Source organism: Methylosoma difficile (assembly GCF_054657615.1).
On sequence record NZ_BAAHYJ010000002.1, the window covers coordinates 567,418 to 589,908 of the forward strand.

General features: G+C 48.6%; 25 protein-coding genes. 14 read left to right on the forward strand and 11 right to left on the reverse strand.

Features of this window, described 5'->3' with window-relative positions; all coding sequences use genetic code 11:
• Positions 1–41: 41 nt before the first annotated feature.
• Positions 42–1,187 (reverse strand): GNAT family N-acetyltransferase, encoded by a 1,146-nt coding sequence (locus ACYQ1O_RS08090; protein WP_459991157.1) that lies wholly within the window; start codon positions 1,185–1,187, stop codon positions 42–44.
• A 491-nt stretch (positions 1,188–1,678) separates the two neighbouring features.
• Here ACYQ1O_RS08090 and ACYQ1O_RS08095 point away from each other — a divergent pair, with 491 nt between their 5' ends.
• The 12 genes from ACYQ1O_RS08095 (at position 1,679) to ACYQ1O_RS08150 (ending at position 15,554) form a co-directional block, all read left to right on the forward strand.
• Complete coding sequence (locus tag ACYQ1O_RS08095) at positions 1,679–2,119, forward strand: hypothetical protein (RefSeq protein ID WP_459991158.1); 441 nt, start codon at positions 1,679–1,681, stop codon at positions 2,117–2,119.
• Positions 2,120–2,331: 212 nt separating this feature from the next.
• On the forward strand, positions 2,332–3,648 hold the full coding sequence (locus ACYQ1O_RS08100; protein WP_459991159.1) for an SWIM zinc finger family protein: 1,317 nt from the start codon (positions 2,332–2,334) through the stop codon (positions 3,646–3,648).
• The gene (locus ACYQ1O_RS08105) at positions 3,648–5,162 is read left to right on the forward strand and encodes a DUF5691 domain-containing protein (protein WP_459991160.1); all 1,515 of its coding nucleotides are present in this window, start codon (positions 3,648–3,650) and stop codon (positions 5,160–5,162) included. Before ACYQ1O_RS08100 ends, ACYQ1O_RS08105 begins: the two co-directional genes overlap by 1 nt.
• The gene (locus tag ACYQ1O_RS08110; RefSeq protein ID WP_459991161.1) at positions 5,155–6,234 is read left to right on the forward strand and encodes an ATP-binding protein; all 1,080 of its coding nucleotides are present in this window, start codon (positions 5,155–5,157) and stop codon (positions 6,232–6,234) included. Before ACYQ1O_RS08105 ends, ACYQ1O_RS08110 begins: the two co-directional genes overlap by 8 nt.
• Before the next feature lie 128 nt (positions 6,235–6,362).
• Entirely contained in the window at positions 6,363–8,630 is a 2,268-nt protein-coding gene (locus tag ACYQ1O_RS08115; RefSeq protein ID WP_459991162.1) for a DUF5682 family protein, read from the forward strand.
• A gap of 135 nt (positions 8,631–8,765) precedes the next feature.
• Positions 8,766–9,011, forward strand: a complete 246-nt coding sequence (locus ACYQ1O_RS08120) for a hypothetical protein (protein ID WP_459991163.1) — start codon at positions 8,766–8,768, stop codon at positions 9,009–9,011.
• 4 nt (positions 9,012–9,015) lie between these two features.
• Complete coding sequence (locus tag ACYQ1O_RS08125) at positions 9,016–9,225, forward strand: type II toxin-antitoxin system Phd/YefM family antitoxin (RefSeq protein WP_459991164.1); 210 nt, start codon at positions 9,016–9,018, stop codon at positions 9,223–9,225.
• Positions 9,206–9,463: a Txe/YoeB family addiction module toxin gene (locus tag ACYQ1O_RS08130; protein ID WP_459991165.1), complete on the forward strand. Its 258-nt coding sequence runs from the start codon at positions 9,206–9,208 to the stop codon at positions 9,461–9,463. Before ACYQ1O_RS08125 ends, ACYQ1O_RS08130 begins: the two co-directional genes overlap by 20 nt.
• 39 nt (positions 9,464–9,502) lie before the next feature.
• Positions 9,503–12,088, forward strand: coding sequence for an ATP-binding protein (locus ACYQ1O_RS08135; protein ID WP_459991166.1), 2,586 nt, complete (start codon positions 9,503–9,505; stop codon positions 12,086–12,088).
• 11 nt (positions 12,089–12,099) lie between these two features.
• Entirely contained in the window at positions 12,100–13,272 is a 1,173-nt protein-coding gene (locus tag ACYQ1O_RS08140; RefSeq protein ID WP_459991167.1) for a VWA domain-containing protein, read from the forward strand.
• 278 nt (positions 13,273–13,550) lie between these two features.
• Complete coding sequence (locus ACYQ1O_RS08145; RefSeq protein WP_459991168.1) at positions 13,551–14,135, forward strand: CGNR zinc finger domain-containing protein; 585 nt, start codon at positions 13,551–13,553, stop codon at positions 14,133–14,135.
• 426 nt (positions 14,136–14,561) lie between these two features.
• Complete coding sequence (locus tag ACYQ1O_RS08150) at positions 14,562–15,554, forward strand: alpha/beta fold hydrolase (RefSeq protein ID WP_459991169.1); 993 nt, start codon at positions 14,562–14,564, stop codon at positions 15,552–15,554.
• Between the two features lie 334 nt (positions 15,555–15,888).
• On the opposite strand, the gene ACYQ1O_RS08155 is transcribed toward ACYQ1O_RS08150, so the two are convergent.
• From ACYQ1O_RS08155 to ACYQ1O_RS08165, 3 genes are all read right to left on the reverse strand, one after another.
• Positions 15,889–16,413: an NADPH-dependent FMN reductase gene (locus ACYQ1O_RS08155; RefSeq protein ID WP_459991170.1), complete on the reverse strand. Its 525-nt coding sequence runs from the start codon at positions 16,411–16,413 to the stop codon at positions 15,889–15,891.
• Positions 16,414–16,592: 179 nt separating this feature from the next.
• Positions 16,593–16,697, reverse strand: coding sequence for a dienelactone hydrolase family protein (locus tag ACYQ1O_RS08160; RefSeq protein ID WP_459991449.1), 105 nt, complete (start codon positions 16,695–16,697; stop codon positions 16,593–16,595).
• Entirely contained in the window at positions 16,679–16,888 is a 210-nt protein-coding gene (locus ACYQ1O_RS08165) for a hypothetical protein (protein WP_459991171.1), read from the reverse strand. Before ACYQ1O_RS08165 ends, ACYQ1O_RS08160 begins: the two co-directional genes overlap by 19 nt.
• Positions 16,889–17,178: 290 nt before the next feature.
• On the opposite strand from ACYQ1O_RS08165, the gene ACYQ1O_RS08170 reads away from it, so the two are divergent.
• Positions 17,179–17,472 carry a hypothetical protein gene (locus ACYQ1O_RS08170; RefSeq protein ID WP_459991172.1) on the forward strand — a complete coding sequence of 98 codons (294 nt, stop codon included), beginning with the start codon at positions 17,179–17,181 and terminating at the stop codon, positions 17,470–17,472.
• Between the two features lie 70 nt (positions 17,473–17,542).
• Positions 17,543–17,980: a hypothetical protein gene (locus tag ACYQ1O_RS08175; RefSeq protein WP_459991173.1), complete on the forward strand. Its 438-nt coding sequence runs from the start codon at positions 17,543–17,545 to the stop codon at positions 17,978–17,980.
• Positions 17,981–18,113: 133 nt separating this feature from the next.
• Here ACYQ1O_RS08175 and ACYQ1O_RS08180 read toward each other — a convergent pair whose 3' ends face one another.
• The 7 genes from ACYQ1O_RS08180 to ACYQ1O_RS08210 form a co-directional block, all read right to left on the reverse strand.
• The gene (locus ACYQ1O_RS08180; RefSeq protein WP_459991174.1) at positions 18,114–18,545 is read right to left on the reverse strand and encodes a DUF29 domain-containing protein; all 432 of its coding nucleotides are present in this window, start codon (positions 18,543–18,545) and stop codon (positions 18,114–18,116) included.
• Positions 18,542–18,787, reverse strand: coding sequence for a hypothetical protein (locus ACYQ1O_RS08185; protein WP_459991175.1), 246 nt, complete (start codon positions 18,785–18,787; stop codon positions 18,542–18,544). The genes ACYQ1O_RS08180 and ACYQ1O_RS08185 overlap by 4 nt, the downstream gene beginning before the upstream one ends.
• 107 nt (positions 18,788–18,894) lie before the next feature.
• On the reverse strand, positions 18,895–19,938 hold the full coding sequence (locus ACYQ1O_RS08190) for a zonular occludens toxin domain-containing protein (protein ID WP_459991176.1): 1,044 nt from the start codon (positions 19,936–19,938) through the stop codon (positions 18,895–18,897).
• A gap of 3 nt (positions 19,939–19,941) precedes the next feature.
• Positions 19,942–20,223 (reverse strand): DUF2523 domain-containing protein, encoded by a 282-nt coding sequence (locus ACYQ1O_RS08195; RefSeq protein WP_459991177.1) that lies wholly within the window; start codon positions 20,221–20,223, stop codon positions 19,942–19,944.
• Positions 20,224–20,235: 12 nt separating this feature from the next.
• Positions 20,236–21,189, reverse strand: a complete 954-nt coding sequence (locus ACYQ1O_RS08200; RefSeq protein ID WP_459991178.1) for a virulence factor TspB C-terminal domain-related protein — start codon at positions 21,187–21,189, stop codon at positions 20,236–20,238.
• Between the two features lie 693 nt (positions 21,190–21,882).
• The gene (locus ACYQ1O_RS08205) at positions 21,883–22,194 is read right to left on the reverse strand and encodes a hypothetical protein (protein WP_459991179.1); all 312 of its coding nucleotides are present in this window, start codon (positions 22,192–22,194) and stop codon (positions 21,883–21,885) included.
• Between the two features lie 50 nt (positions 22,195–22,244).
• The gene (locus ACYQ1O_RS08210) at positions 22,245–22,445 is read right to left on the reverse strand and encodes a major capsid protein (protein ID WP_459991180.1); all 201 of its coding nucleotides are present in this window, start codon (positions 22,443–22,445) and stop codon (positions 22,245–22,247) included.
• Positions 22,446–22,491 lie beyond the last annotated feature (46 nt).

Sequence of the window (22,491 nt, forward strand, 5' to 3'; positions counted from 1 at the left end):
TCTTAAGTAAAAGCGCAAATGTAACAGTTGGCGCTCAATTATCAACCCTTATTTTCTGGGGTTTTAAAAGGCAAATGCCGTGCAGCATCGGCGCGGTAATCCTGTATGGCGATTTTTTCCCGCGCCAAAAAGTCAGCGATGGGTTTGGCAAAACGGGCTTCTTTTAACCAATGTGCAGAATAGGTGGTGACAGGTTCAAAACCTCGGGCAATTTTATGTTCGCCTTGCGCGCCCGAATCAAAACGCTGCAAACCGTTGGCTAGGCAATAATCCAAACCTTGGTAATAGCAAGCTTCAAAATGCAGAAAATTATATTCCTCGTAACAGCCCCAATAGCGCCCATAAAACGTATCACCGCCGATAAAGCTTAAGGCCGCACCGACATAACGTTGGTCTTTTATCGCCAACACCAAACGCATTTGCTCGCCCATGCGGGCGGCGCAGCGTAAGAAAAAATCCAAATTCAAATACGGTTGCGACGATTTTTTTAGGTAAGTCAGTGCATAAAATTGGTAAAAAACCTGCCATTGCACATCGCTGGCTTCATCACCGGTCAGCATTAAAAATTCAATGCCTTGCTCGGTGACCTTGCGGCGTTCGCGTTTAATCATCTTACGTTTGCTGGCGGTCATGGCATCGAGAAAATCTGAAAAATCCCGATAACCGCGATTAAACCATTGGAATTGCACACCTTCGCGGATGTTTAAGCCTAAGTTTTGGCATTGTGCCAATTGATCTGGCAACGGAAACAAACCATGCCAAGAAGAAATGCCGTCAATTTCAGCTTGGGCGCGGATAAAATCAAACACAGCACGGTTGATTTTGGCTGCATCGACACCCGCCAGACACGCCAGACGCGGCCCTTGGCAGGGCGTAAACGGAATCGCCGTCAGCCATTTGGGGTAATAAGCCACAGCGTTTTGGTGGTAAAAATTCGCCCAGGCGTGATCGAAGACATATTCACCAGAAGAATGGCTTTTGCGGTACATTGGCATCACCGCAACCAAGGTTTCACCCTCCCAAACGGTGATATGCTGTGGCAACCAACCGGTTTTTCCACCCACACAACCCGATTGTTCCAAGGCCGACAGAAATTCGTGGCGTAAAAAAGGGTAGCCGCTGCCTGCTAAGGTGTTCCAAGCTACGCTATCCATTTCGTGCAGGCAGGCCAGTGGTTTTATTTGCATGTTTAGTTGCTTCGGAAGAGTACGAGGCAGATTGCCGTCAGACAATTTTAACGCATATAACTTACCGCGTACCCAACAATAAAAGAAGGATAATGGCAGCCGAAGATCAACTACACACCCTGCGAAAAGGGCAAGCTAAACATAAAAGTGGCTCCTTGTTGCGGTTTGCTGAGGACTTCGATGGTACTGCCGTGTCTTGTTCACCTGCTTTAAACGCTAATGGCACAAATGTTTTCTGTTGTTTATAGCTAACGTATAACTATTAGTCTTCCCAAATATCAGATACTTCTTGTGTACCGAGTACATCGGCTGCCATCGTGTTTTCTGCTCCTATCAGTTCAACGGTCATTATGCATTCTAAATGGACATAAAAAAGTTGTGTTACCTTTTCGGCGCGCCAGATAATGCCCTGTCCAATTGGCTGTGTATAGGTAAGAATAGCCAGTGCTGACAGATCACTATCATCACGTGTTTTCTCGTTGGAGAAACTTATGCAACGCCATGAAATATTTGAACTTGTTTTAATCGTATTATCGGTTTTATGCGTTTATCCATTCGGCGATGTGTTGCCGATGCAATTGGAGTTGGGGCGGTTGCTGCTGTACTTGTCCGCTATATTGCTGTTGCAAGGTTTGCTCAGGGATTGTTACTTGCTGACAATCCGGCGCAAGCAATCGGCTGGCAATATAAGACAGGCGATGCGCTGTTTGTGTGCCGAATCAACATTGGGTTGGATAGGGATCATTATCGGTGCGGCGTTAATGGGATTTGATTTAGCAATGCTGTTAGTATTGTCTGTGCATTGGTGGGCGGTGATGGTTTTTACGGTGTTGGCAATTGGTTTTGCCGGTAAGAATTTTGTTTTTGCTTGGCGGCCTTTGCGGATTATTTATGATCCCGACCATATCAATATCGTGGTCAAGTGGCGGTAATAAAGATAAGTTTGCCATGGAAAACATTAAGCGTTTCATTGATACAGGCAAGCGGCTTGCCAGCGCTACAGCAGGTGTTGCCCATGCCACTTGCTTCTTGGAGGTTTACAAAATAAGCGCGCAAACGCAAAATGCCCAAAACATCACCCAGCTGTTACTTTTAATAGCCGTCTTTACTAAAGCTTTGCCCATCTATCCGCCAGCACAGACTCATGATGAACCGGGAACAAATCCTTGCCTTAGCCTCTGATGCTGCCTCCGTTGCCGCCGCCAAACCCTTGGAAAATGCCAAAACCTGGCCGACGCTCGGTTTTAGCGCACGGGCGGTGTGGGGCGAATGCAAAGGCAGCGGCTCCAAACCTTACCAAACCCGTATCGATCTGGGTGGCAACGCTTTCAAATGTTCTTGCCCTAGCCGTAAGTTCCCATGCAAACACGGTTTGGCCTTGTATTTGTTGTATGCCGAAAACACCGCCAGTTTTAGCCAAAGCGACACCGAACCGGCTTGGGTATCGGAGTGGCTAGACAACCGCGAAAGCAAAGCCGAATCCAAAAAAGCGGCACCTAAAGATAAGCCTGTCGATGCCAAAGCCCAAGCCAAACGCCAGCAACAACGCGATGCGGACATGTCCCAAGGCATCGCCGAATTGGCGTTATGGTTGGAAGATAGTATCCGCATTGGTTTTGCCGAACTGCCCGCCAAACCCTTGCGTTATTGGGATACCTTGGCGGCACGGATGGTAGACGCGAAATTGCCGGGGTTGGCGGTGCGGATCAAAAAACTCAGCGGCTTGCTGTTGCAAAAAGGCGATCACTTAAGCGCGTTTGCCGAAGAAATCGCCCGTTTGCATTTATTGGTACAAGCTTACCCACAACGCGGGCAATTGCCTGTTGATGTTCAAGCCGATCTACAACAATTATTGGGCGTGGTGTTGCGTGAAGACGAGGTGTTGAAAACCGAACCCGTCACCGATACTTGGATCGTGCTGGCGTGCCGCGACAGCGAAGACAATGCCTTGATTACGCGCGAAACTTGGTTATTAGGCCAAACCAGCGGGCGCTTCGCCAAATTGTTGCAGTTTGCCCATACCAGCCAGCGGCACAGCTTAACGGCTTGGCTAATCAGTAACCGCATCCACGGTGCCGTGCATTTTTATCCCTCCGCCAGCCCACTGCGCGCCGTACTGGGCGAATGCCAAACCGATACGGGCGGCGACGTGCCTGTGCCTAGCCATTACCCGTTATGGCAGGATTACCCGCAGTGGAAAATCCGCAATCCGTGGCTGGAACGCTATCCGGTGCTGATACCCGCCGCCACACCTTGCTATCAAAACAGCCGCTTGTTTTTGCGTTTTGACAATGGCAACGCGATAGCCGTCGATACTCGGCAAATGCCGCCGTGGACGCTATTGGCCTTAAGCGGCGGCCTGCCGGTGCTGGTGTTTGGCGAATGGGACGGCAACAGTTTGCAAGCCTTGGGCGTTTGGCATCCACACGGTTATAGCTTATTGGCAAGGACAGGTAATTGATGAACATCTGGCAAAATTTGCTCAAACACGCGATTGTCGGCAGCCAACATGGCACGCCGTTGCCGCCATTAACGCCTACCGCCTTGGCGCAACGCCAAACGCATTGGAAAAACCTCAGCCAAGAGCGGCAACTGCTCAACGCCCTAGCTTTAGTGTCCGCTTACCGTGCGGTCGGGCAATCGGCGGTCAGCACCATCGCCGAACCGCCGCCTGTCTGCCCCGCCGAAAACCAAACCTTTATTCCCGCCCCCTTAAAATCGCGTCTGCAACGCTATTTGCAGGAACAAAACCACGGCCTGATTCAAGAAGCCTTGGCCTTATTCGCTAGTAAACCTTACATTCTTACGCCGGACATCTTGGCAGATTTTTTGGCTTGGTGCGCCAACAACCGCGTCGATGCCACGCAAGTCCGGGCGGTCATCGGTCAACGCGGTTTCTGGTTATGCGCCCAAAATCCCGATTGGGAACGTCTGCTAGGTCTGGCGGCTGAGGATTACACGGCGTGGCAAGTGGCGCACGGCCCGGCGCGCTTATCGTTGTTCGGGCAAGCCTTACAAGCTGATTTTGCCCAAACCCTGGCGCAACTGCCTACGGTTTGGCCTAGCGAAAATGCCAAAGACCGCTTGGCTTTGCTGGAGGTGTTAGCAGACTATCTTAATCCTGAAGTTTTGCCGTTTTTACAAAGCCTGCACAGCGACCGCAGCCTGCCCGTGCGCGAAAAAGCCACGCAATGCCTGGCTAAATTGCATGACCCGGACACCACGGCCTTGTTGCAAGACACGCTGACCGCCATCATCAGCGTCCACAAACCGTTATTGGGCAACGCGCAGTTGCACATCCAATTACCGGAAACCTTAAGCGATGTTTGGAAACAACGCGGCATTCAGGAAAAATTGGAATACCTGCCCGGCAGCAACGAAAAAATTGGCACAAAAGCCGCTTGGTTGTACCAATGGCTGAGCCTGTGCGATCCACAGCCAATAGCGCAGAGTTTGGGTTTAAGCATTGGGCAATTAGTCGCCGCCGCCAGCCATAGCGATTTTGCCAACGTCTTGCTGATGGGCTTGGATACAGGGGCGGCTTTGCACAGTTGCACCGAATGGTTGCCGCCCCGTTTTGCCAGTCTTAACAGCAAACAACGTAGCGGCTGGCTGAACCGCTACAGTAGGACGATTCCCTTGGCAGACTTGCAGACGCTGGTCATTAGCCATCTTGCAGAACTGAAAGGACGCGAAGCCGCCATTTTTATGTTGGGCATCGTCCACCACGAACAAAGCTTATCCAGCACAATGGCTTTGGCATTAATCAAGGCTATGCTCGCCGCCACCCAAGAAGACAACGGGCGTTATCTATTCGACCGTAACGCCTTGGCGCAACTGGCCTTTAAATTGCCGTTGGCGGATTACGCGCTGATTAATCAACGGCTACAACAAAGCGACACCCCGTATTTTTCGGAATTAATAACCAACTTTTCCCAACGTCACGCACTGCATCAGGAGTTTGCCCATGACTGAAGTCATTCGCCGCCACGCCGAACACCAATACGCCGAAGAACTGGCGGCCCTTAAAGCCCAAGACACCCGGCAAAAGCCCGCCAACTGGGTCTTGTCGCCGTGGGCGGTGGTGCAATATTTAATGGGGTGCACCTTGGATAATGGCTTTGTCGTTTCACCCAAATACATCGGCGAGCAACGCCTGATGGAAATCGCCGTCGCCACGCTTACCACCGACCGCGCCTTGCTGTTGTACGGCGTACCGGGTACAGCCAAATCTTGGGTGTCGGAACATTTGGCGGCGGCGGTCAGCGGCGATTCCACTTTGGTCATCCAAGGCACGGCTGGCGTGAGCGAAGAAGCCATCCGTTACGGCTGGAACTACGCGCAACTGTTGGCAAAAGGCCCCAGCATGGACGCGCTGGTGGTCAGCCCGATGCTGCACGCCATGCAAAACGGCAAAATCGCCCGTATTGAAGAACTCACCCGCATCCCGTCCGATGTGCAGGACACCTTGATTACCGTCTTGTCCGAAAAGCATTTGCCCATCCCGGAACTGAACACCGAAATTGCCGCCCGCCAAGGCTTTAATGTCATCGCCACCGCCAATAACCGCGACAAAGGTGTCAACGAATTGTCCAGTGCTTTGCAACGCCGTTTCAACACCGTCATTTTGCCGACACCTGCAAGCTTAGAAAAAGAAGTGGAAATCGTCGAGCAACGGGTGCGCGATTTGGGCAGATCATTGTACTTGCCGCTGGAAAAATCGGCCTTGAAAGAAATCCAGCGCGTGGTGACAATTTTCCGCGAACTACGCATGGGTATGACACTGGATAACAAAGAAAAACTGAAAATACCTTCCGGCAGCTTAAGCACCGCCGAAGCTATTTCCGTCATGAACAGCGGGATTAGCCTATCGGTACATTTTGGTGATGGCGAGTTGAGCGCGGCGGATTTGGCCTCCAGCCTGATTGGCGCAGTCATCAAAGACCCCGTGCAAGACCCCATCGTCTGGCGGGAATATTTAGAAACCGTCGTTAAAGAACGCGCCGATTGGCGGGATTTGTACCGCGCTTGCCGTGAACTTAGCTAATCTCAACAGCTCGTTCCCAAGCTGGGGCTTACCCGCAGGGCATAAATGGGAATGCAGGACGGGAAGCTCCAGCTTCCTGTTTTTAGACTAGGGTCTCTCATGACCCAGAACAGCAATTCTAATAAACTATGCTGATCGACAACATTTTTTACCTAGGCATCCGCCACCACGGCCCAGGCTCCGCGCACAGCGTATTGCGGGCATTAAACCATTTCGCGCCCGATAAAATCTTGCTGGAAGGCCCGCCGGAAGCCACGCCGTTACTGGCGCATCTGCAAAACCCAGACTTGCAACCGCCGGTCGCGCAATTGTTTTATGCCAGCGACAACCCCGCAGAAGCGGTGTTTTATCCGTTCACGCGCTTTTCGCCGGAATGGCAAACCTTGCAATATGCCGTAGCCGCAGGCATTCCGCTGGAATTTTTCGATTTGCCGCAAGCGCATTCGTTGGCCTTAAAACGCGCCGAAGCGGCGGCAACGCCAAACGATGACGAGTCCATCGACAGCCTGCAACTGCCCGCAGACCCACTGGATTTGCTCGCCCACACCGCAGGTTTCGATGACGGCGAACAATGGTGGGAACAAATGGTCGAGCAGCATCCGCACGAAGGCGAAGTATTTGCCGCCATTGCCGAAGCTATGTACGCTGTGCGTTCGGCAGTTGCCAGCGAACGCCCCATTAGCCAACGCGAGCAATACCGCGAAGCTTGGATGCGCCAAACCATCCGCAAAGCGCGTAAAGACGGTTTTGCAAAAATCGCCGTGGTGTGCGGGGCTTGGCATGTTCCGGCGTTGCTGGAAAACATCGCCGCCAAAACCGACGCCGCGTTATTAAAAGGCTTGCCCAAAACCAAAATTTCCGCGACCTGGATACCGTGGACTTACAGTCGCATCAGCTACCACAGCGGCTACGGCGCGGGCGTGAATTCGCCCGGCTGGTACGATTTCCTTTGGGAACACGGTCAACAAGACCCGCCTGTTTACAGCGTCAGCGGCGGTTGGATCACCCGCGCCGCCCGATTGTTACGCGAACAAGGCGTGGACATTTCCCCCGCCAGCGTCATTGATGCAGTGCGCTTGGCGGACAATCTGGCGATTTTGCGCGGACGGCATCCGCCTAATCCCAGCGATATGCAGGAAGCCATGCAAACCTTGTTCGGCATGGGCGATGCCACCGCACTGCATCTTTTGGACGCGCAGCTTTGGGTCGGCGAACGCTTGGGGCAAGTGCCGGATGAGCTGCCACAAACGCCCTTGCAACAAGATTTCAACCAACAGCTAAAAAGCGTACGACTGGCGAAAGAAGCTGTCGAAAAAACCATCGAATTGGATTTGCGCACCGATGCCGGACGCAACCGTTCGGTGTTGCTGTATCGCCTGCAAATCCTTGGCTTGCCGTGGGGGCGCAACGTTGGCAGCCGCAGCAAAGGCACGTTTAAAGAAAACTGGCAAATCCAATGGCAACCGGAATTTGAACTGGCGTTGATAGAAAAAAATGTTTGGGGAACCACCCTCGCCAGCGCCGCCGAAGCCTTTGCCATCGCCGACTTGCAAAAGGCCGACACCTTGACCGTCATTTTACAAGGCTTGCAACGCTTGTTGCTGGCAGACTTGCCCAACGCTGTCCGCCTTGCTTTGGACATCCTCCACAACCGTGCAGCCACCACCCAACAGATTGACGAACTGCTCGCCGCCTTGCCGGGCTTGGTGCAAATCGTCCGTTACGGCGATGTGCGCGGCACGGACAACGCCGCCTTGCAGCATCTGGTGGAAAGCTTGGCGGTACGCATCAACATTGGCCTGAACAACCACTGCCGCCAAGTCGATGCCGACAATGCCCGCCACCTTGTTACCGCGCTGGCAAGCGTCAACAACGCCTTGCAAGTGTTGGACAACGCCGATTTGCTGGACGCATGGCGGCAAATGTTGCTGCGGCTGGCGGACAGCGACGGCATCCACGCCGTCATTGCAGGCAAAGCTTACCGCCTATTGGCAAACGCCCACGTCATCAGCACTGAAACTGTCGCCAGCGCATTAAGCCTAGCCTTATCCCGCGCCCAAGACCCCGCCCTAGCCGCCGACTGGTTGGAAGGTTTGCTGGCAGGTGCTGGCCTGGCTTTGCTGCATGACGAAACCTTACTGGCTGTGCTGGACGCTTATGTCTGCGGCCTAAGCCCAGAACGATTCGACTCCATCACACCCTTGCTAAGACGCACCTTTTCAACTTTTGCCTTAGGCGAACGGCGCGGTTTGTTGGACAAAATCCGCCATAGCAATCTAGTGGCTGATACACCGCCAGGGAATGACGCTTTTGACCACGAACTGGCAGCTTTGGCCTTGCCGTTATTGGATGTGATTTTGGGGGGTGGGGTGGAGGGTGTTGTCAGTGGTAACTGAGTTTTCTGTTGGTTTTACTGATTAGTGGGTTCTCAAGCTCCAGCTTCGAGAATTATGGAAGCTAGAGCTTCCAAAACCGCATTCCCAAGCGTAAGCTTAGAAACCAAACAAAAATAATCCCATCAGGTAATTAAAATGGACAACACACAACTTTGGTTTATCGGCGGCTTTATCGTAATAGTTGTAGGGCTATTAATCAGCGGTAAATTCAGTGCCATTTTCACTAAAGACAAGCTCAAAATAACAGCGAGCCAACGTGAAAATAAAGACCAAACCGCGATTAAGAACATCAAAAAAAGCAATATTGACGTAGCAAGCCCTAAAGGACGCAATATTACTATTGAAGAAATCGACGACTCCAAAATTAAAATCAAAAGGTGACAGTATGAATACCGCAGAAATTCAATATGTAGCCAATGAACAAGGCAAGCCAACGGCGGTGATTGTGCCGATTGAATTATGGCAACAAATAACCGCCGAGCAAGAAACCGCTTATTTACTGAAAAGCGCAACCATGAAACAGCGTTTATTGGCTGCCAAGGAACGTAAAGAAGGTATTGAATTTGGAGCGGCTTGTGAAAAGCTTGGAATTTGACCCAACAGGTTTCGAAGATTTGTCGTGGTGGGTAGAACAAGACCGCAAAAAAGCCTTGAAAATTTTAAAATTAATCAAAGAAATTCAACGCACGCCGTTTACCGGAACAGGGCAACCAGAAGCATTAAAACATGAATTGTCCGGTTGTTGGTCAAGGCGTATAGACCAGGAACATCGTTTAGTTTATGAAGTTCTGGACGATAAAATCAGAATTTTGGCGTGCCGTTATCATTATTGAATGGCAAAAAATACAACAAACCGAATAATCAGGATTGCCATGTTTAAAAAACTGCTCCCAAGCAAGACAATTATTGACAATTCGACTAACGTTAAAAATATTAAAAATTCAACGATTACTATTTCACTGGGCGAATCTCAAGAAGAAATCATCCCTCCTAATTTATACCACCTCTCCGAACCCACTACTGCTTTAATCGGACGGCAAGCAGAATTAAAACAACTCACTGAACGATTTACCGACGGCAAAACTCGTTTAGCGATTATTGTCGCGGCGGGCGGCATTGGTAAATCCGCTTTAACCTATGAATGGTTAAGAGAAATTGGTAAACCAGAACACAATTACCACGGCAAAACCCGCATATTTGGCTGGTCGTTTTATTCGCAAGGTTCGCATAACACCTTTACCAACTCGCAGCCGTTTTTCAGTGCGGTATTGCCGTTTCTAGGCATAACTGAGATTCCTAAAGATGAGATTGAAAAAGCGCGGCTGTTAGCGCGGGAATGTCAAAAACAACCCTGTTTGTTGATACTCGATGGTTTAGAACCGTTGCAATATGCCGAAAATCTGCCCAGCATGAATGGCGAATTGCAGGACAGCGCGTTAAAGGAATTTATTCTGCAATTCCGGCGGGCTGCAGGGCAAAGTTTTGTGTTGTTGTCATCGCGTCAGCCGTTGGTGGAATTGAAAAAGTGGCAGGCCGAACATTTTTTGAATTTGCCGTTAGCGACCTTGCCGCATAGTGATGGCGCGACACTGTTAGCGAAATTAGGCGTTCAGGGGAATGACACCGAGCGGCAGGCGATTAGCCAGGATTTGAACGGTCATGCTTTGAGTTTGGTGTTAATGGGGCATTTGTTAAGAGAATATCATGAGGGCGATCCGCGTTATGCTAACGAGCTGAACCGCTTCCCCCTTTATCAAAGGGGGACTGAGGGGGATTTTATAAACACTGATGCGGAAAAAGACAGCCGTCATGCGCTACGTGTGTTGGATTATTACGATAGCTTGCAGGATGCCGTCTCTCGGTGTTTTTTGCAGTTGTTGGGTTTGTTTGACCGTCCGATGCAACCGGATGAAAAAAGGGAATTGATTGCCAAAGCTGAACTCGCAGCGCCGTTACGCGCCTTGAGCGATGCCGAATGGAAAAAGCTGGAACAGCGATTGGAAAACAATGGTTTGTTATTGGGTAAAAAAGGCAGTTTTGGACGTTTGGAATGGGATACTCATCCGATTATTCGTAGTTACTTTGGTGAGAAATTTAAAGAAAATTATCCCGAAGAATTTAAACAAGCGCATTCGGTTTTGTTTGATTATTATCAAAAACTGCCTGAAAAAGAATTTCCTGATACGTTAGAAGAAATGTTGCCGCTTTATCGAGCGGTGGTTCATGGGTGTTTGGCTGGCGAATATCAGCAAGCAATTAGTGAAAATTATTTTAGACGCATTAATAGAGAATATTATTACAGTCAAAATTATTTAGGTGCGTACAGTAACGATTTGAGTATATTGAAAATAGCTATTTCAGAAATACAAAAAGAGGAAATATTAAATATTCCAGAATCCGCTTTGACTAATATTTTAGCAGTAATATCATCATGCCTAATGTCATTAGGTCGCTTGCGCGATTCCATAAAATATACAAAAGAAATTATTAAACGATATTCAAACTTCAATGATGACACAACGTTGCATTGCATAGCTATTTCCTATCAAAACCTTGTTGATATGTACTTCGCATTAGGAAAATTAAATTTAGCTGAAGAAGCTGCAAGACGATCAATTGAATACTCTAAATCATCTAAAAATTATGATTGTGAAATTATTGGGTGTAATTATTTGGCAACTACTTATTATTTTTATGGAAAGTTAAAAGAATCTGAAATAATGTTTAAGGAGGCGATAGCTAATAGTTTTAGCACACAAAGACAAGATATTTCAGAATATACTCAAATTATAAGTGATAGATTTTTTTGTTTGCAAATAGAACGATCTAAAAATAAAAGTGAACGTGAAAAAATATTGGTGAATCGTTTAAATAATGCTTGTCAAAAAAAATATGACGATGGCTTATATCCAAAAGCAAATGAGTGCCTTACATTGGCTTTATGTTGTGTTGCAAGCGAAAATAAAGATGCTGAATTATTTTTTAATAGAGCAATTGCAGAAGTGCAAAAATCGAATGCTATAATTTTTAATTCAGAGTTTTATTTATCCCACGCCGACTTCTACCTCACCCAAAACCAACTAGAAAAAGCCGCCGCCGATTTAAACAGCGCATACGAAATCATCGAACGCTGCGATATGAAACTCTACCAAGTCGATTATTGTTTAATCTACGGACGTTATAGCCTTGCCATCCAAGATGTTGACACCGCTATAAACCACTACGAGGAAGCCCAAATCTTAATCCAAGAAACCAGCTACCACCTACGCGATGCCGAATTGGATTTACTCGCCGCCCGAATCTGTCGGAGTACAAAACAGGTTTTGTACTCCAAAAACGCTAATGATTATTTACAAAAAGCCAAAAAACGCATCGAAGAAATCGGCCAATGGGGTTTATGGCGGGTGATTGAGCGCGATTTTCCTGACTTTGCGGCAAGCCATCGACCCACATTTTAGGATCATAAACCATGACTGAACTCAACGAAGCACAACTGACCCGCCAAAGACGTTGGCGTTTATTGCTGGGCGGCGATAACCAAATGGGCTTAAGCAAAGAAGACATCCAATTGGATAACTTGCTGAGCCAGCTTTACCCGAATGGTGAAACGGCGGAACGGTCGGCGGGATTGGGCAGTTCCGCGCCGAAAGTCAGCCGTTGGTTGGGTGACATCCGCGAGCGTTTTCCGGCCAATGTCGTCAAGGTGTTGCAGAAAGATGCGTTTGAACGCCTGAATCTGACGGCGATGTTGTTGCAGCCGGAAATGCTTGAGGGCATCGAGCCGGACATCCATTTGGTCGCCACCGTGATTAGCCTCAAGCATTTGGTGCCAGCCCAATCCAAGGACACGGCGCGGCGTTTAGTGCAAAAACTGGTGGACGAATTACTGGCACGGCTGCGCAGTAAAACCGAGCAAGCCTTGCGCGGTAGCCTGAACCGCGCCGCCCGCAAACAGCGGCCTTTGGCGGGCGACATCGACTGGGGGCGCACCATCCGCGCCAATCTCAAGCATTATCAGCCAGAATATAACAGCATCATCCCCGAACGCTTGATTGGTTTTGGGCGCAAAAAACCGCAGCATTTGAAAGAAGTGTTTTTGTGCGTGGACCAGTCCGGTTCAATGGCGACCAGCGTGATTTATGCGAGCATTTTTGCCGCCGTGATGGCATCGATTCCGGCCTTAAAAACCCAGTTGGTGGTGTTTGACACCGCCGTGGTGGATTTGACCGAACAACTCGCCGACCCCGTGGATGTATTGTTTGGCGTGCAATTGGGCGGCGGCACCGACATCAACCGCGCCGTGGGCTATTGCCAGCAACAAATCAGCAAGCCGCGTGACACGACTTTTATCTTGATTACCGATTTGTACGAAGGCGGCGACGGCAATAGCTTGGTGGCCCGTATTGCCGAACTGAAAAACAGCGGCGCGACCGTCATCACGTTGTTGGCATTAAATGATGACGGCGCGCCGAGTTACGACCAACGAATGGCGCAGCACTTCGCTAATCTGGACGTACCGACGTTTGCCTGCACGCCTGACAAATTCCCCGATTTGATGGCGACCGCGCTAAACGGCGGCGACATCGGGCAATGGGCGGCGAAGGAAGATGTGGTGATGCAGGGCAGGGGGCAAGCGGCTTAAATCCGCTGGCAATCTTGGATTTTGGACTGCCAAAGCAGTTGTCTAATTACACGCCCTGTGGGTTGAATGATTCGTTATCCCAAATCACGCCTTGAGTAACACGCTGTGTTGGTAAAGGGCGATCAGCAAGCGCAGCGTTTTATAGGCAAACAGTTGATGCCGGTGTAACGCTTGCCCAGTGCAACAGTATGGACAGATGGATCACCGTCATAACTTGTGTAATCTGATTTTACAGGTTACTATTTTATTGAATTCATTCACTTAAATAGAGTAAGCCTATGCACAGCACCGCGCCCACCGCCTTTTTTATAGCGGGTCATTTGGCCTTGGATTTTATCAACACCGAAATGGGGTCTGGCGACAGCCGTGTGGAATACCTTGGCGATGACGCGCAAGTGTTGGCTTGGCTAGAGCAGGCAGGTGTTAGTGTTGCCGAGGCTGATCGGCTCGATAACGACGCTTCGGGTAGCTTGCACACTGCCGCATTGGCATTGCGTGACACCGCCAAAAATCTGTTGGCGGCACGGAAAAACGCTGGCTACGAAAACCCAGCAATGCTGAATAGTTTTCTGGCACGCAGCCATTGTTATCAGCAATTGCGCTGGGAAAATGGGCAATCGCCTGCTTGTTTGCATCACCACCGGATCAGCGCATGGGCTGATTTATTAGTACCTGTCGCTGAAGCCATTGCTGAGTTGGTGGTTAGCGGCGATTTCAACTTGGTCAAACAATGCGAAAACCCTGTTTGTACCTTGTGGTTTTATGACCGAACCAAATCCCATCAACGCCGCTGGTGCGATATGGCTTTGTGCGGCAATCGCATGAAGGTTGCCGCATTTCGCGCGAAATCTAAAAACAAATAATCTTTACAACGTAAATCCGTTCGACCAGCTCTGGTCGAACGGATTTACGTTTACCTACAAAAACAGCATTTTCTTTTTACCCTCGCTTTCTTTTGGCTGTTGTTTGGCTAGCCGCCCAAACAGCTTGGCATCGTTTTTAAAAAATCAGGGTAGGGCATGGCTTTATCCTTAAGCCATCAAATCCCCGTATTTTCCTCTTTGCAAACGATAGTTTGTCTAGGTAATTTCTTTATTTTCTTGTTTATTTTCAATTGGCTAACTAAGTGGTCATTCCTTTTTAGCCGTAAACATAGCTTGGGGTTGTGGGAAGTTTTCCTGCGCCATTCATTAATTAATCTCCAGTGTAACCTATAAAAATACATTTGAAAGGTTACTAAATACTTGTCACTATTAATACGCAATTTTAATGGTTACAAAGGTCGTGTTATGAATAAAACAAAAATCCTCTCATCTGCGGCTGTTGCCCTTGCGGCATCGGCGGCAATATTTTTTCAACCGTTTTCAATGGCCTCTGCTACGGCGGCAAAAGTGAAAACAGCACATCATCAGGCCGCAAAAATGAACAAAACTTACTATCGCTATGCCACTGTCAAAGGTCTTAAGGTTTTCTACCGCGAAGCGGGTGACCGCAAAAATCCGACTATCGTGTTGTTGCATGGCTTTCCGACTTCCTCGCACATGTACCGCGAGCTGATTCCTGCGTTAGCCGACAAGTTTCATTTGATAGCTCCGGACTATATCGGTTTTGGGCAATCAGATGCGCCAGCCAACACCGATTTCAAATACACATTTGCGGCATTGACCGAACATGTCGATGGCTTGCTGGAACAGCTGAACCTGCCATCGTACATTTTGTACATGCAAGATTACGGCGGCCCGGTGGGTTTCCGTTTGTTTACTGACCACCCTGAAAAGGTCAAAGGTTTTGTGGTGCAAAACACCAATGCTTATATGGAAGGGGTAGGGGAGGCGCCTAAAAAAGTCTTCCTGCCGTTGTGGGAAAAACGTGATGCGGCTTCCGAAGCCGCTGCCCGCAGCTTTTTAACGGCAGACACCACTCAATTCCAATACACCTTTGGCGCGAAAAATCCTGAAGCCATCAGTCCCGATAACTGGACAATCGACCAAGCCTTGCTTGACCGCAAAGGCACCGATGCTTACCAAATCGACTTGCTTGAAGATTACAAAACCAACGTCGCGGCGTATGACGCGTGGCATGTGTTGTTTAAGAAACATCAACCCAAAACGCTGATTGTCTGGGGCAAGAATGATCCGTTCTTTATTCCGGCAGGTGCGGAAGCCTTTAAAAAAGACATGCCGGCGGCAAAAATTGTTTGGTACGAAACCGGACATTTCGCCCTGGAAGAACACGCGGCGGATATTGCCAGCGAAATTAAAGCGGCTTTTTCGGGTAAATAGCGGTATTGACGGGCGTTCAAGCTTTGCGCTGAACGCCCACATTAAATGCTTAGGAAAGGAAAATGTTGATGAACCATAAACGCAGTGCCAGCCTGGGCATCGGCAAAGCAGCGGCAATCATCCGATCATAAACGTTGTTTAAAATAATGGCGTTACCACGAAGTTTTGATTTTGCACTGTGCGGCTAGGGGGCAAAGTTACGGACTAAAACACCTACCAATCAAATTCCAGAAACCTGTCTTCCAGTAACCAAGTGGGTCTGCGGTTTTAGTAGGCCAAATATTCCCACGCGCAAGGCAAGTCGTTTGAGGGAAAATCTAATGCCTGCATAGTTTTACTTCAAACTATTCATTGCATCAACAAGTTGTAGATTGAGCTGTTGGTCTTTAAGAACGCCCAGTTCAACATCAAAGTTTTCATAAAAACTTGGCACAGCAAGACTGGCTTTAACGTGACCAGCAAAATAAGGGGCGGAATTGACTGCTGCAGCTAGGACGGTAGCCGCACCTCTTGGGCCAGGTGACGTCGCTAGTAAAACCAGTGGTTTATCCTGAAAGACTTTGGGATTGATACGTGAACACCAATCAAACAAGTTTTTGTAAGCCGCACTGTAAGAGCCATTGTGTTCGGCAAAAGAAATGATGACCGCGTCACTAGCGGCAATTTTTGCCATAAACGCTTGCGCCAATTGGGGATGACCAAGCTCTTGTTCTTTGTCAACACTGTATAAAGGCAGTTCATAGTCGTTTAAATCTAGGACTTCAACGTCTGCTCCTTCCATTAAGCTAGCCGCATAAGTGACCAATTGCTTATTGATTGATTTTTTACTACTGCTTGCTGCAAATGCTAATAATTTCATGTTTTCTCTCAAGGTGGCCTAAGTGCCTAGTATTAAATGAATTGCCAGATAGCTGCGTTAACAGGCTGCTTACCCGTTAGGTAGGGCAGGTTGTTTTAAACTGTTAACCGCAACCTTCAACCACTATATCTTATTAGAACGTTGTTAATGATTGCCATCAAAAATTTCGCCGAAAAAGTTTAGCATCCGTACATGTCAGCGACAAAAGCCGAATAGCCAAATTGTGCAAGGCGGTCTGCCCGCAGTTTGATGGGGTCGGTAGCGCCTAACCAAGCGGGAACAATATGATGGCCTGCAGGTGATTACGGGCGATTGCGGCGCGGATGCCGAAAACGTCTGCGCCGTCCTTTATGGCCTCAACGCCCATTTTCAGGCCGCCGTCGCCCGTTTTGACGCACTTCGGTCTGCCATCCCATGTCGCGCGGAATGTACGGCAAAGCGCATCCATACCCCACACAACGTATAAACCGCACATAATAAGCCGCTCACAGTACGCCAGAGTTTAACTGGTCTGTCACTCGGACGTGCGCTTTATGGAAGCACTAGGATGTGTGTTGTCAGACCCCACACAACAGCGAAAGACCGCTTTTTATTCTTTCAGCCCACCGGACACCTGTCTCCTAGAATTCGCATAATGTATATTATGTAAAATAGAAAAGAATTTAGCGAAGGTGTGAAACAGTTAACTGAAATTGATGCGAAATTAAAGTCTAATCATCAAACCGCGATAGCGGTTTTTTTATGTCCGTTTTTTGAGAGGCTTTGATGAAAAATAATGCGGTTGTGTTGTTGGTTGGTTTGTTGGTGTTGTCGGTCGAGGGAAATTGTGACGACAGAACCAGCAGGCTTGTTGAGAAAGCGATCAGGGAAACGATTGTGGGCAAGGTATTAAAAAACAAGGCGGACGTGGATATTGTGGATGCATCAAAACGGTTGAACCGGTGGGTTGAAAAAAAAGAGGCTTATACGGTCAGGTCAAAGCAACATGAGCTAAGCGAGTGCATGGGCAAAGGCAAGGTCATCAGTAACGAAACGGTGGACTGTTATTACGGGAAGTAAAAAAAACTAAATGGTATTGCAAGAAACCGCCGGTGGCGGTTTTTTTGTGCCTGTTTTTTAGGAGGAATTTATGGAGCAGATGGTAAAGAACAAACGTAAAGGAAGGCCAAAAAAATCAAGCTTTTACCATACGCGGTGGAATAAGGTCGGTTTGAATGTTGAGCGGGCGGCGGAAGTGCTGGAGGTGTCTACTGAACAGGTAATGGAGTGGGATGTTGAAGGCGCACCGGCGATGGCTGAAAAGCTGCTGTTGCTTTGGGATAGAAAGCATATCGGGTATGCGGGGTGGGAGGGGTTTTCGTTTAGCCAAGGGGCTTTAATTTACAAGAAGCACCGGTGGCGGCCTGAAAATTTGTTGGAACATGAAAGGATTTTAAAGCAGCTACAAGAGCTTGAAGGGAAAATCTGGCGGCTTTACCGGCTAGAAGGGCTTTTGGAGCTGGCAAGATGGCATTTTAGGAATATTTTCGGACTCCGAATTTCACTCCGGTTTGTCCGCCAAAGGTAATTAGGAAGAATGAGAAAAGCATTCATTCTTCCTAATTACAGCGTATTTTTACGTCCTGCTCAATCAAGGGTTCGCTTCGCCGCTCCACTGCGTTACGCGCCCTTGACGAGTTTGGACGCTTTCGGGTGCGGGGTTACTCGCTTGGATAATAACCGTCATCTATTACCTGTTCGAATGTCCAAGGACAGGTTTCTGGGAAAATACGCCTATCTAGGCCAGTCTCTTTGGATGCGTTGATTCTGGCGAGGCGGTAGGCATTGGAAAATATGGCTTCAATTTGTGGTTTGAGGCCAGGATTATCCTCGAAGACATCCTGAAAGTTTATGCGTTGGCCTTCTATGGTCAGCGTCCAGCTGCGACCGCGCCTTTCTGGCTGATACGTCCATTTGAGAAGGTGGACAAGCAGAACGGTTAACCGGCTTTGAAGTTCCCGCTTCTCGCTTCTACCCATCGTTTCTATTTCCTCAATCAAATTCTGTATATCCAAGTCGGACAAGCGCCCTGCCCTTAGCAAACCCGCCTGCTCTTGCGTCCAGCTGTAAAAATCATGATCGTAGTTGCTCATAGTTTTACCTTTTGACGTAAACGTTTGGCTTTTTGTTTACATGATTCAGAACAGTATTTTGCCCTGCCCACACCCTCAAAAAAAGACAAGCAAAATGAACAGGATATGCTATAGACAAGGCGGGAAGACTCCAAGGCTTTGCCTTTTTTATAACCAGAAGCAGACGAGCAAGTTAAATACTGTTCTCCGCGCAAATGATGAACACGCTTTAAACCATCATCAAATGAGATTAAATATTTCATAGAAAGCCCTTAAAAGTGACACGATAGCATAGTACCATGTTATCGTGTCACGGTAAAGGGATGAACAGCCAAAAAAAACCTGACCGGAAACGCTAAAGGCGTTCCGCTCAGGTTTTTTTGTTGGTGATGTTGGTAACGGCGCGATATTGGATGTCAGGCTTGTAAGGGTCGAAAGGCAGGTTTTTTATGTAGTCACGGCAGAGGCTTTGTTCAACTTCATATTTTGTGCCTTGTTGGGTGTAGCAAAAGCATTGCTCGGTTTTTTTTGATAGCAAGCAGCCGGAGAGTTTGGGGAAAGTAACTGGTTTAGCTATGTCGGCATAGGCGGGAGCGGACTGGGGAAGGTTTGGAATGGTGGGCTTGAAGTCATAAAGCTGTAAACGCTGTTGTTCCTTAAGGTCTTGTTGGGTCGGTGGTGGTTGGGTTTGTTGGTTGGGGTTTTGGTGGGCCTGGTTCGTTTGGGTTTGTTTGGCGGTTTGTTGGTTGGGGTTTAGCGCAATGCCTAAAAATGTTTTAACGCCGAATATCAAAAAGATAACCAGCGCAATGAAGATGTAGGCTAAAGCGGGAGTTTTGCGTTGGATCTTGGTGTGTAAGCTGGCGGATTTGTAAAGCTTAAAAACGTGCTTGGGGATTTTGTAGGCGGATTTGACGGCATGTTGGACGCTTTGGACGTTGGCTGAGCATTCTGGCCATTCGTACTGGACGCGGTGCATCCAGTTGGTGGTCAAGTGGATGTGCTTGGAGACGAGGCGGCGAACGTTGCCGTCCATGAGGTTGGGGTTTTGGGTGATAAGGTAAAAATCCAAGCCTCTGTGGCGATGGATTTCATAGGCTGCGATCACTTCGGGTACTTTTGAGGCGGAGGAACGCGGCCTGTGAATGGTTTGGACTTCGTCAAAAAACAGGATAGCACCATCGGGCGCCCATTCATGCCATTGGTCGGCTTTTAGGTAGTCGGAAGGCGGCAAATTGGGGCAGCAATCACAGCTGGGCGACGAGCAGACAACGGCCTCATGGGGAAGCTTCAAATCAGGGATGCCGTGGACGTAGAGGGGACGGACAGAGTCCTTGCCAACGAATTTAAGCATTTCGCTTAGGGCATAGGCGGTTTTGCCTGAGCCAGGCACGCCTGTTATTAATGTAATCATGGTTTAGTGGTTAAGAATTTTAGTGAGTTTGTCAACAGTGGCAAGAACAGACTTACCGCTAATAGCGCCAAGAATGATGCCGAATGCGTCGATAAATCCGAATAATCCAGCCAGTTCATAGGCAACACCTGAGATTGAATTAACGGAAGAGGTGGCTTGTGAAACAACCTCATCTATCGCGGTTTTATAGCCGTGATAAGAAACCCAGCCAAAACCCATGGTGGCAAGTACGCGACCGGGAACGGACATAAAAACAGTGAGAAGCCAGATAAAAATCCTTTCCATGAAAAAACCTACCTATGGTTTAAGGTCGTTAATGAGAAGCCGCGCCGATGCGAGATAAGCCAAGGCGATAACAAGCGGACGGATGAGGCTGGCAAAATCGCAAATAGGTTGAAAGCTAAATGTGAGTGAGTTGCCGGAGGTGATGGATACGGTTATATCCGCAGGACACGAGCCGGAGGATGAGACTTTTGGCGAAATGTCCATATCCTCAATGTTTTTAGTTTCAAGTTCTTGGGGTTCAATGGCGGGCGGGTTGGGGTTTGAGCAAAACCAGAGGCCAGAGGATTGACAGAATGAGTCAGCGGTGGGAAGGCTGAAATTTTGGATGCTGTCGTAAATGCTTTGCAGCCAATTGTTTGTGGTATCGACCTTGGCAAAGTCGCTGTCAATGGCCTCAAGCTTGCTGTTCGTTGTTACGATCTGGTTGTATACACCACGGAGTTCTTCGTTGGTGTCTTGTGCGGCCTTCAATTGCTCTACAGCGGTTTGGTTAAGGGTGAAAACGTTTTCGCGGATGTAGTCGAGTTGAAGATTAGTAAAATCCTGTTTGTCGAGTGATTGGCTTAATTTTGACGAAATATCAGAAGTGATGGTTTCTAGCTGGTCGATGTATTGACGCTGTTCATTCATACGGGCATCAAACTGGCCTGAAAACTGGTCTTGTTTGGTCTGGATAGTTTTTAGTTCGGTGTTTAAATTGTTAACTGCATCCTTGATGCCGACTAGGTTTGTGTTGCCAGTTTCGACAGCGGACTGAATGTATTGGACAGTTCCAACCATAGCGGTGGTCGCGGCAGCAATCGCGGCAATCTGCGGGAGCATGGGCGTAACAGAAGCGGCAATCGTACCGAGCTGGGTGGCAATGCCTGTCAATATAGTGTTACCCGCAGCAACGGTGGGAACAACAGAGCCGAGGATTGCAACTTGAACGCCATTTACAGCAGAGATAATGCCGGACGTGTCCATTTGATAGTCGTAAAAATAATTGTTGGTTGTACCTCCAGATGTGCCTCCAGACGTGCCTCCAGATGTACCTCCAGACGTGCCTCCAGATGTACCTCCAGATGTACCCCCTGTATCACCTGTGCCGGATGGAGTACCTCCAGTATTACCAGTACCAGAAGGAGTGCCTCCCGTGCCGGTTGGTGGAGAGGTTGGAACGTCATTAGCAGACGCACAAAGGGGTAGACCAGTTATAAAGCCGGAGACGGTTGAGTTGCAGCCGGAAGCAGCCGGAGAACAAGGCATACCGGGATTGATTGCAGCGGTTGAAGAATTCGCGGAGCAAGTAGGTGCAGAAGGAACGCCGCAGAGAGCGTTATAAAGACTGAGCGTTTGACCCGTAGGACATTGGGTTGCAGTGCAAGACTGATAAGCCAGACCAGTTTTTTGAGGTAAACCCATTGAGGACTGATCTGGAGTGTCATAGACGATAGCATTAGTAACCCCAGAAGATGACAAACGACAATTGAGGCGTACGGTAGAATTTGAACAAGCGGAGAGTTTCGTTGTGCAGTCTTGAGCTGATACGGAAGCTGATGTCAATGCAAACAACCAAAAAAGCAAAGTAAAAATAATGGCGCGCATAGGTTCAATCCGTAAAGAGGATTGTATAAGCAATGATGCTAACAATCAGGATGATAAGGGCGTAAATGTCCATCAGAAGGCTTTCCTTACGGCTTTAATTGCATAGACGGAAGCGAGGGCGAAAAGTATTTCACCGGATAAAAGCAAAGAATCGTCAACAGTAAGGCCGGTGTAACTTTGGTTGAAGCCCAGTTGGTTGCAAGTTTGAAGCGTATAGTTGATGGTTTGCTGGGTGAGATCTGGCGTTAAAACAGTGATGGTCAAAGCATCACCGTTAGGGGTAACTGTTTGGATAATGCCGAAACCTTCAATAGTAAATTCGCTGTGGACGGCCTCGGCAACGGCTTGGGAGTCTGGGTAACAGTAATTTTTATAGAGGTTCATGGGTAATCATCCGAAAGGGTGAGGCCAGCGAATAGCTGGCCTCGGTTTTGTTACACGGCGCGGCGCAACAGTTTGAAAACTGCGATCGCAGCCAGACCAACAAGGACGGCGCCGCCGATCGCTGCACCGTTTACAGCAACATCCGCCAATTTAGATACGGCATCTGACGCGCCGTCAGCATAAGCGGTACCGGCAACAGAAGCTGAAACAACCAATACGCCGGTTGAGATTTTTTTATAAACGTTTTTCATAAATCACCTTTTAAAGTTGGTTAAAAAGCCCAGAATGGGCGGTTGG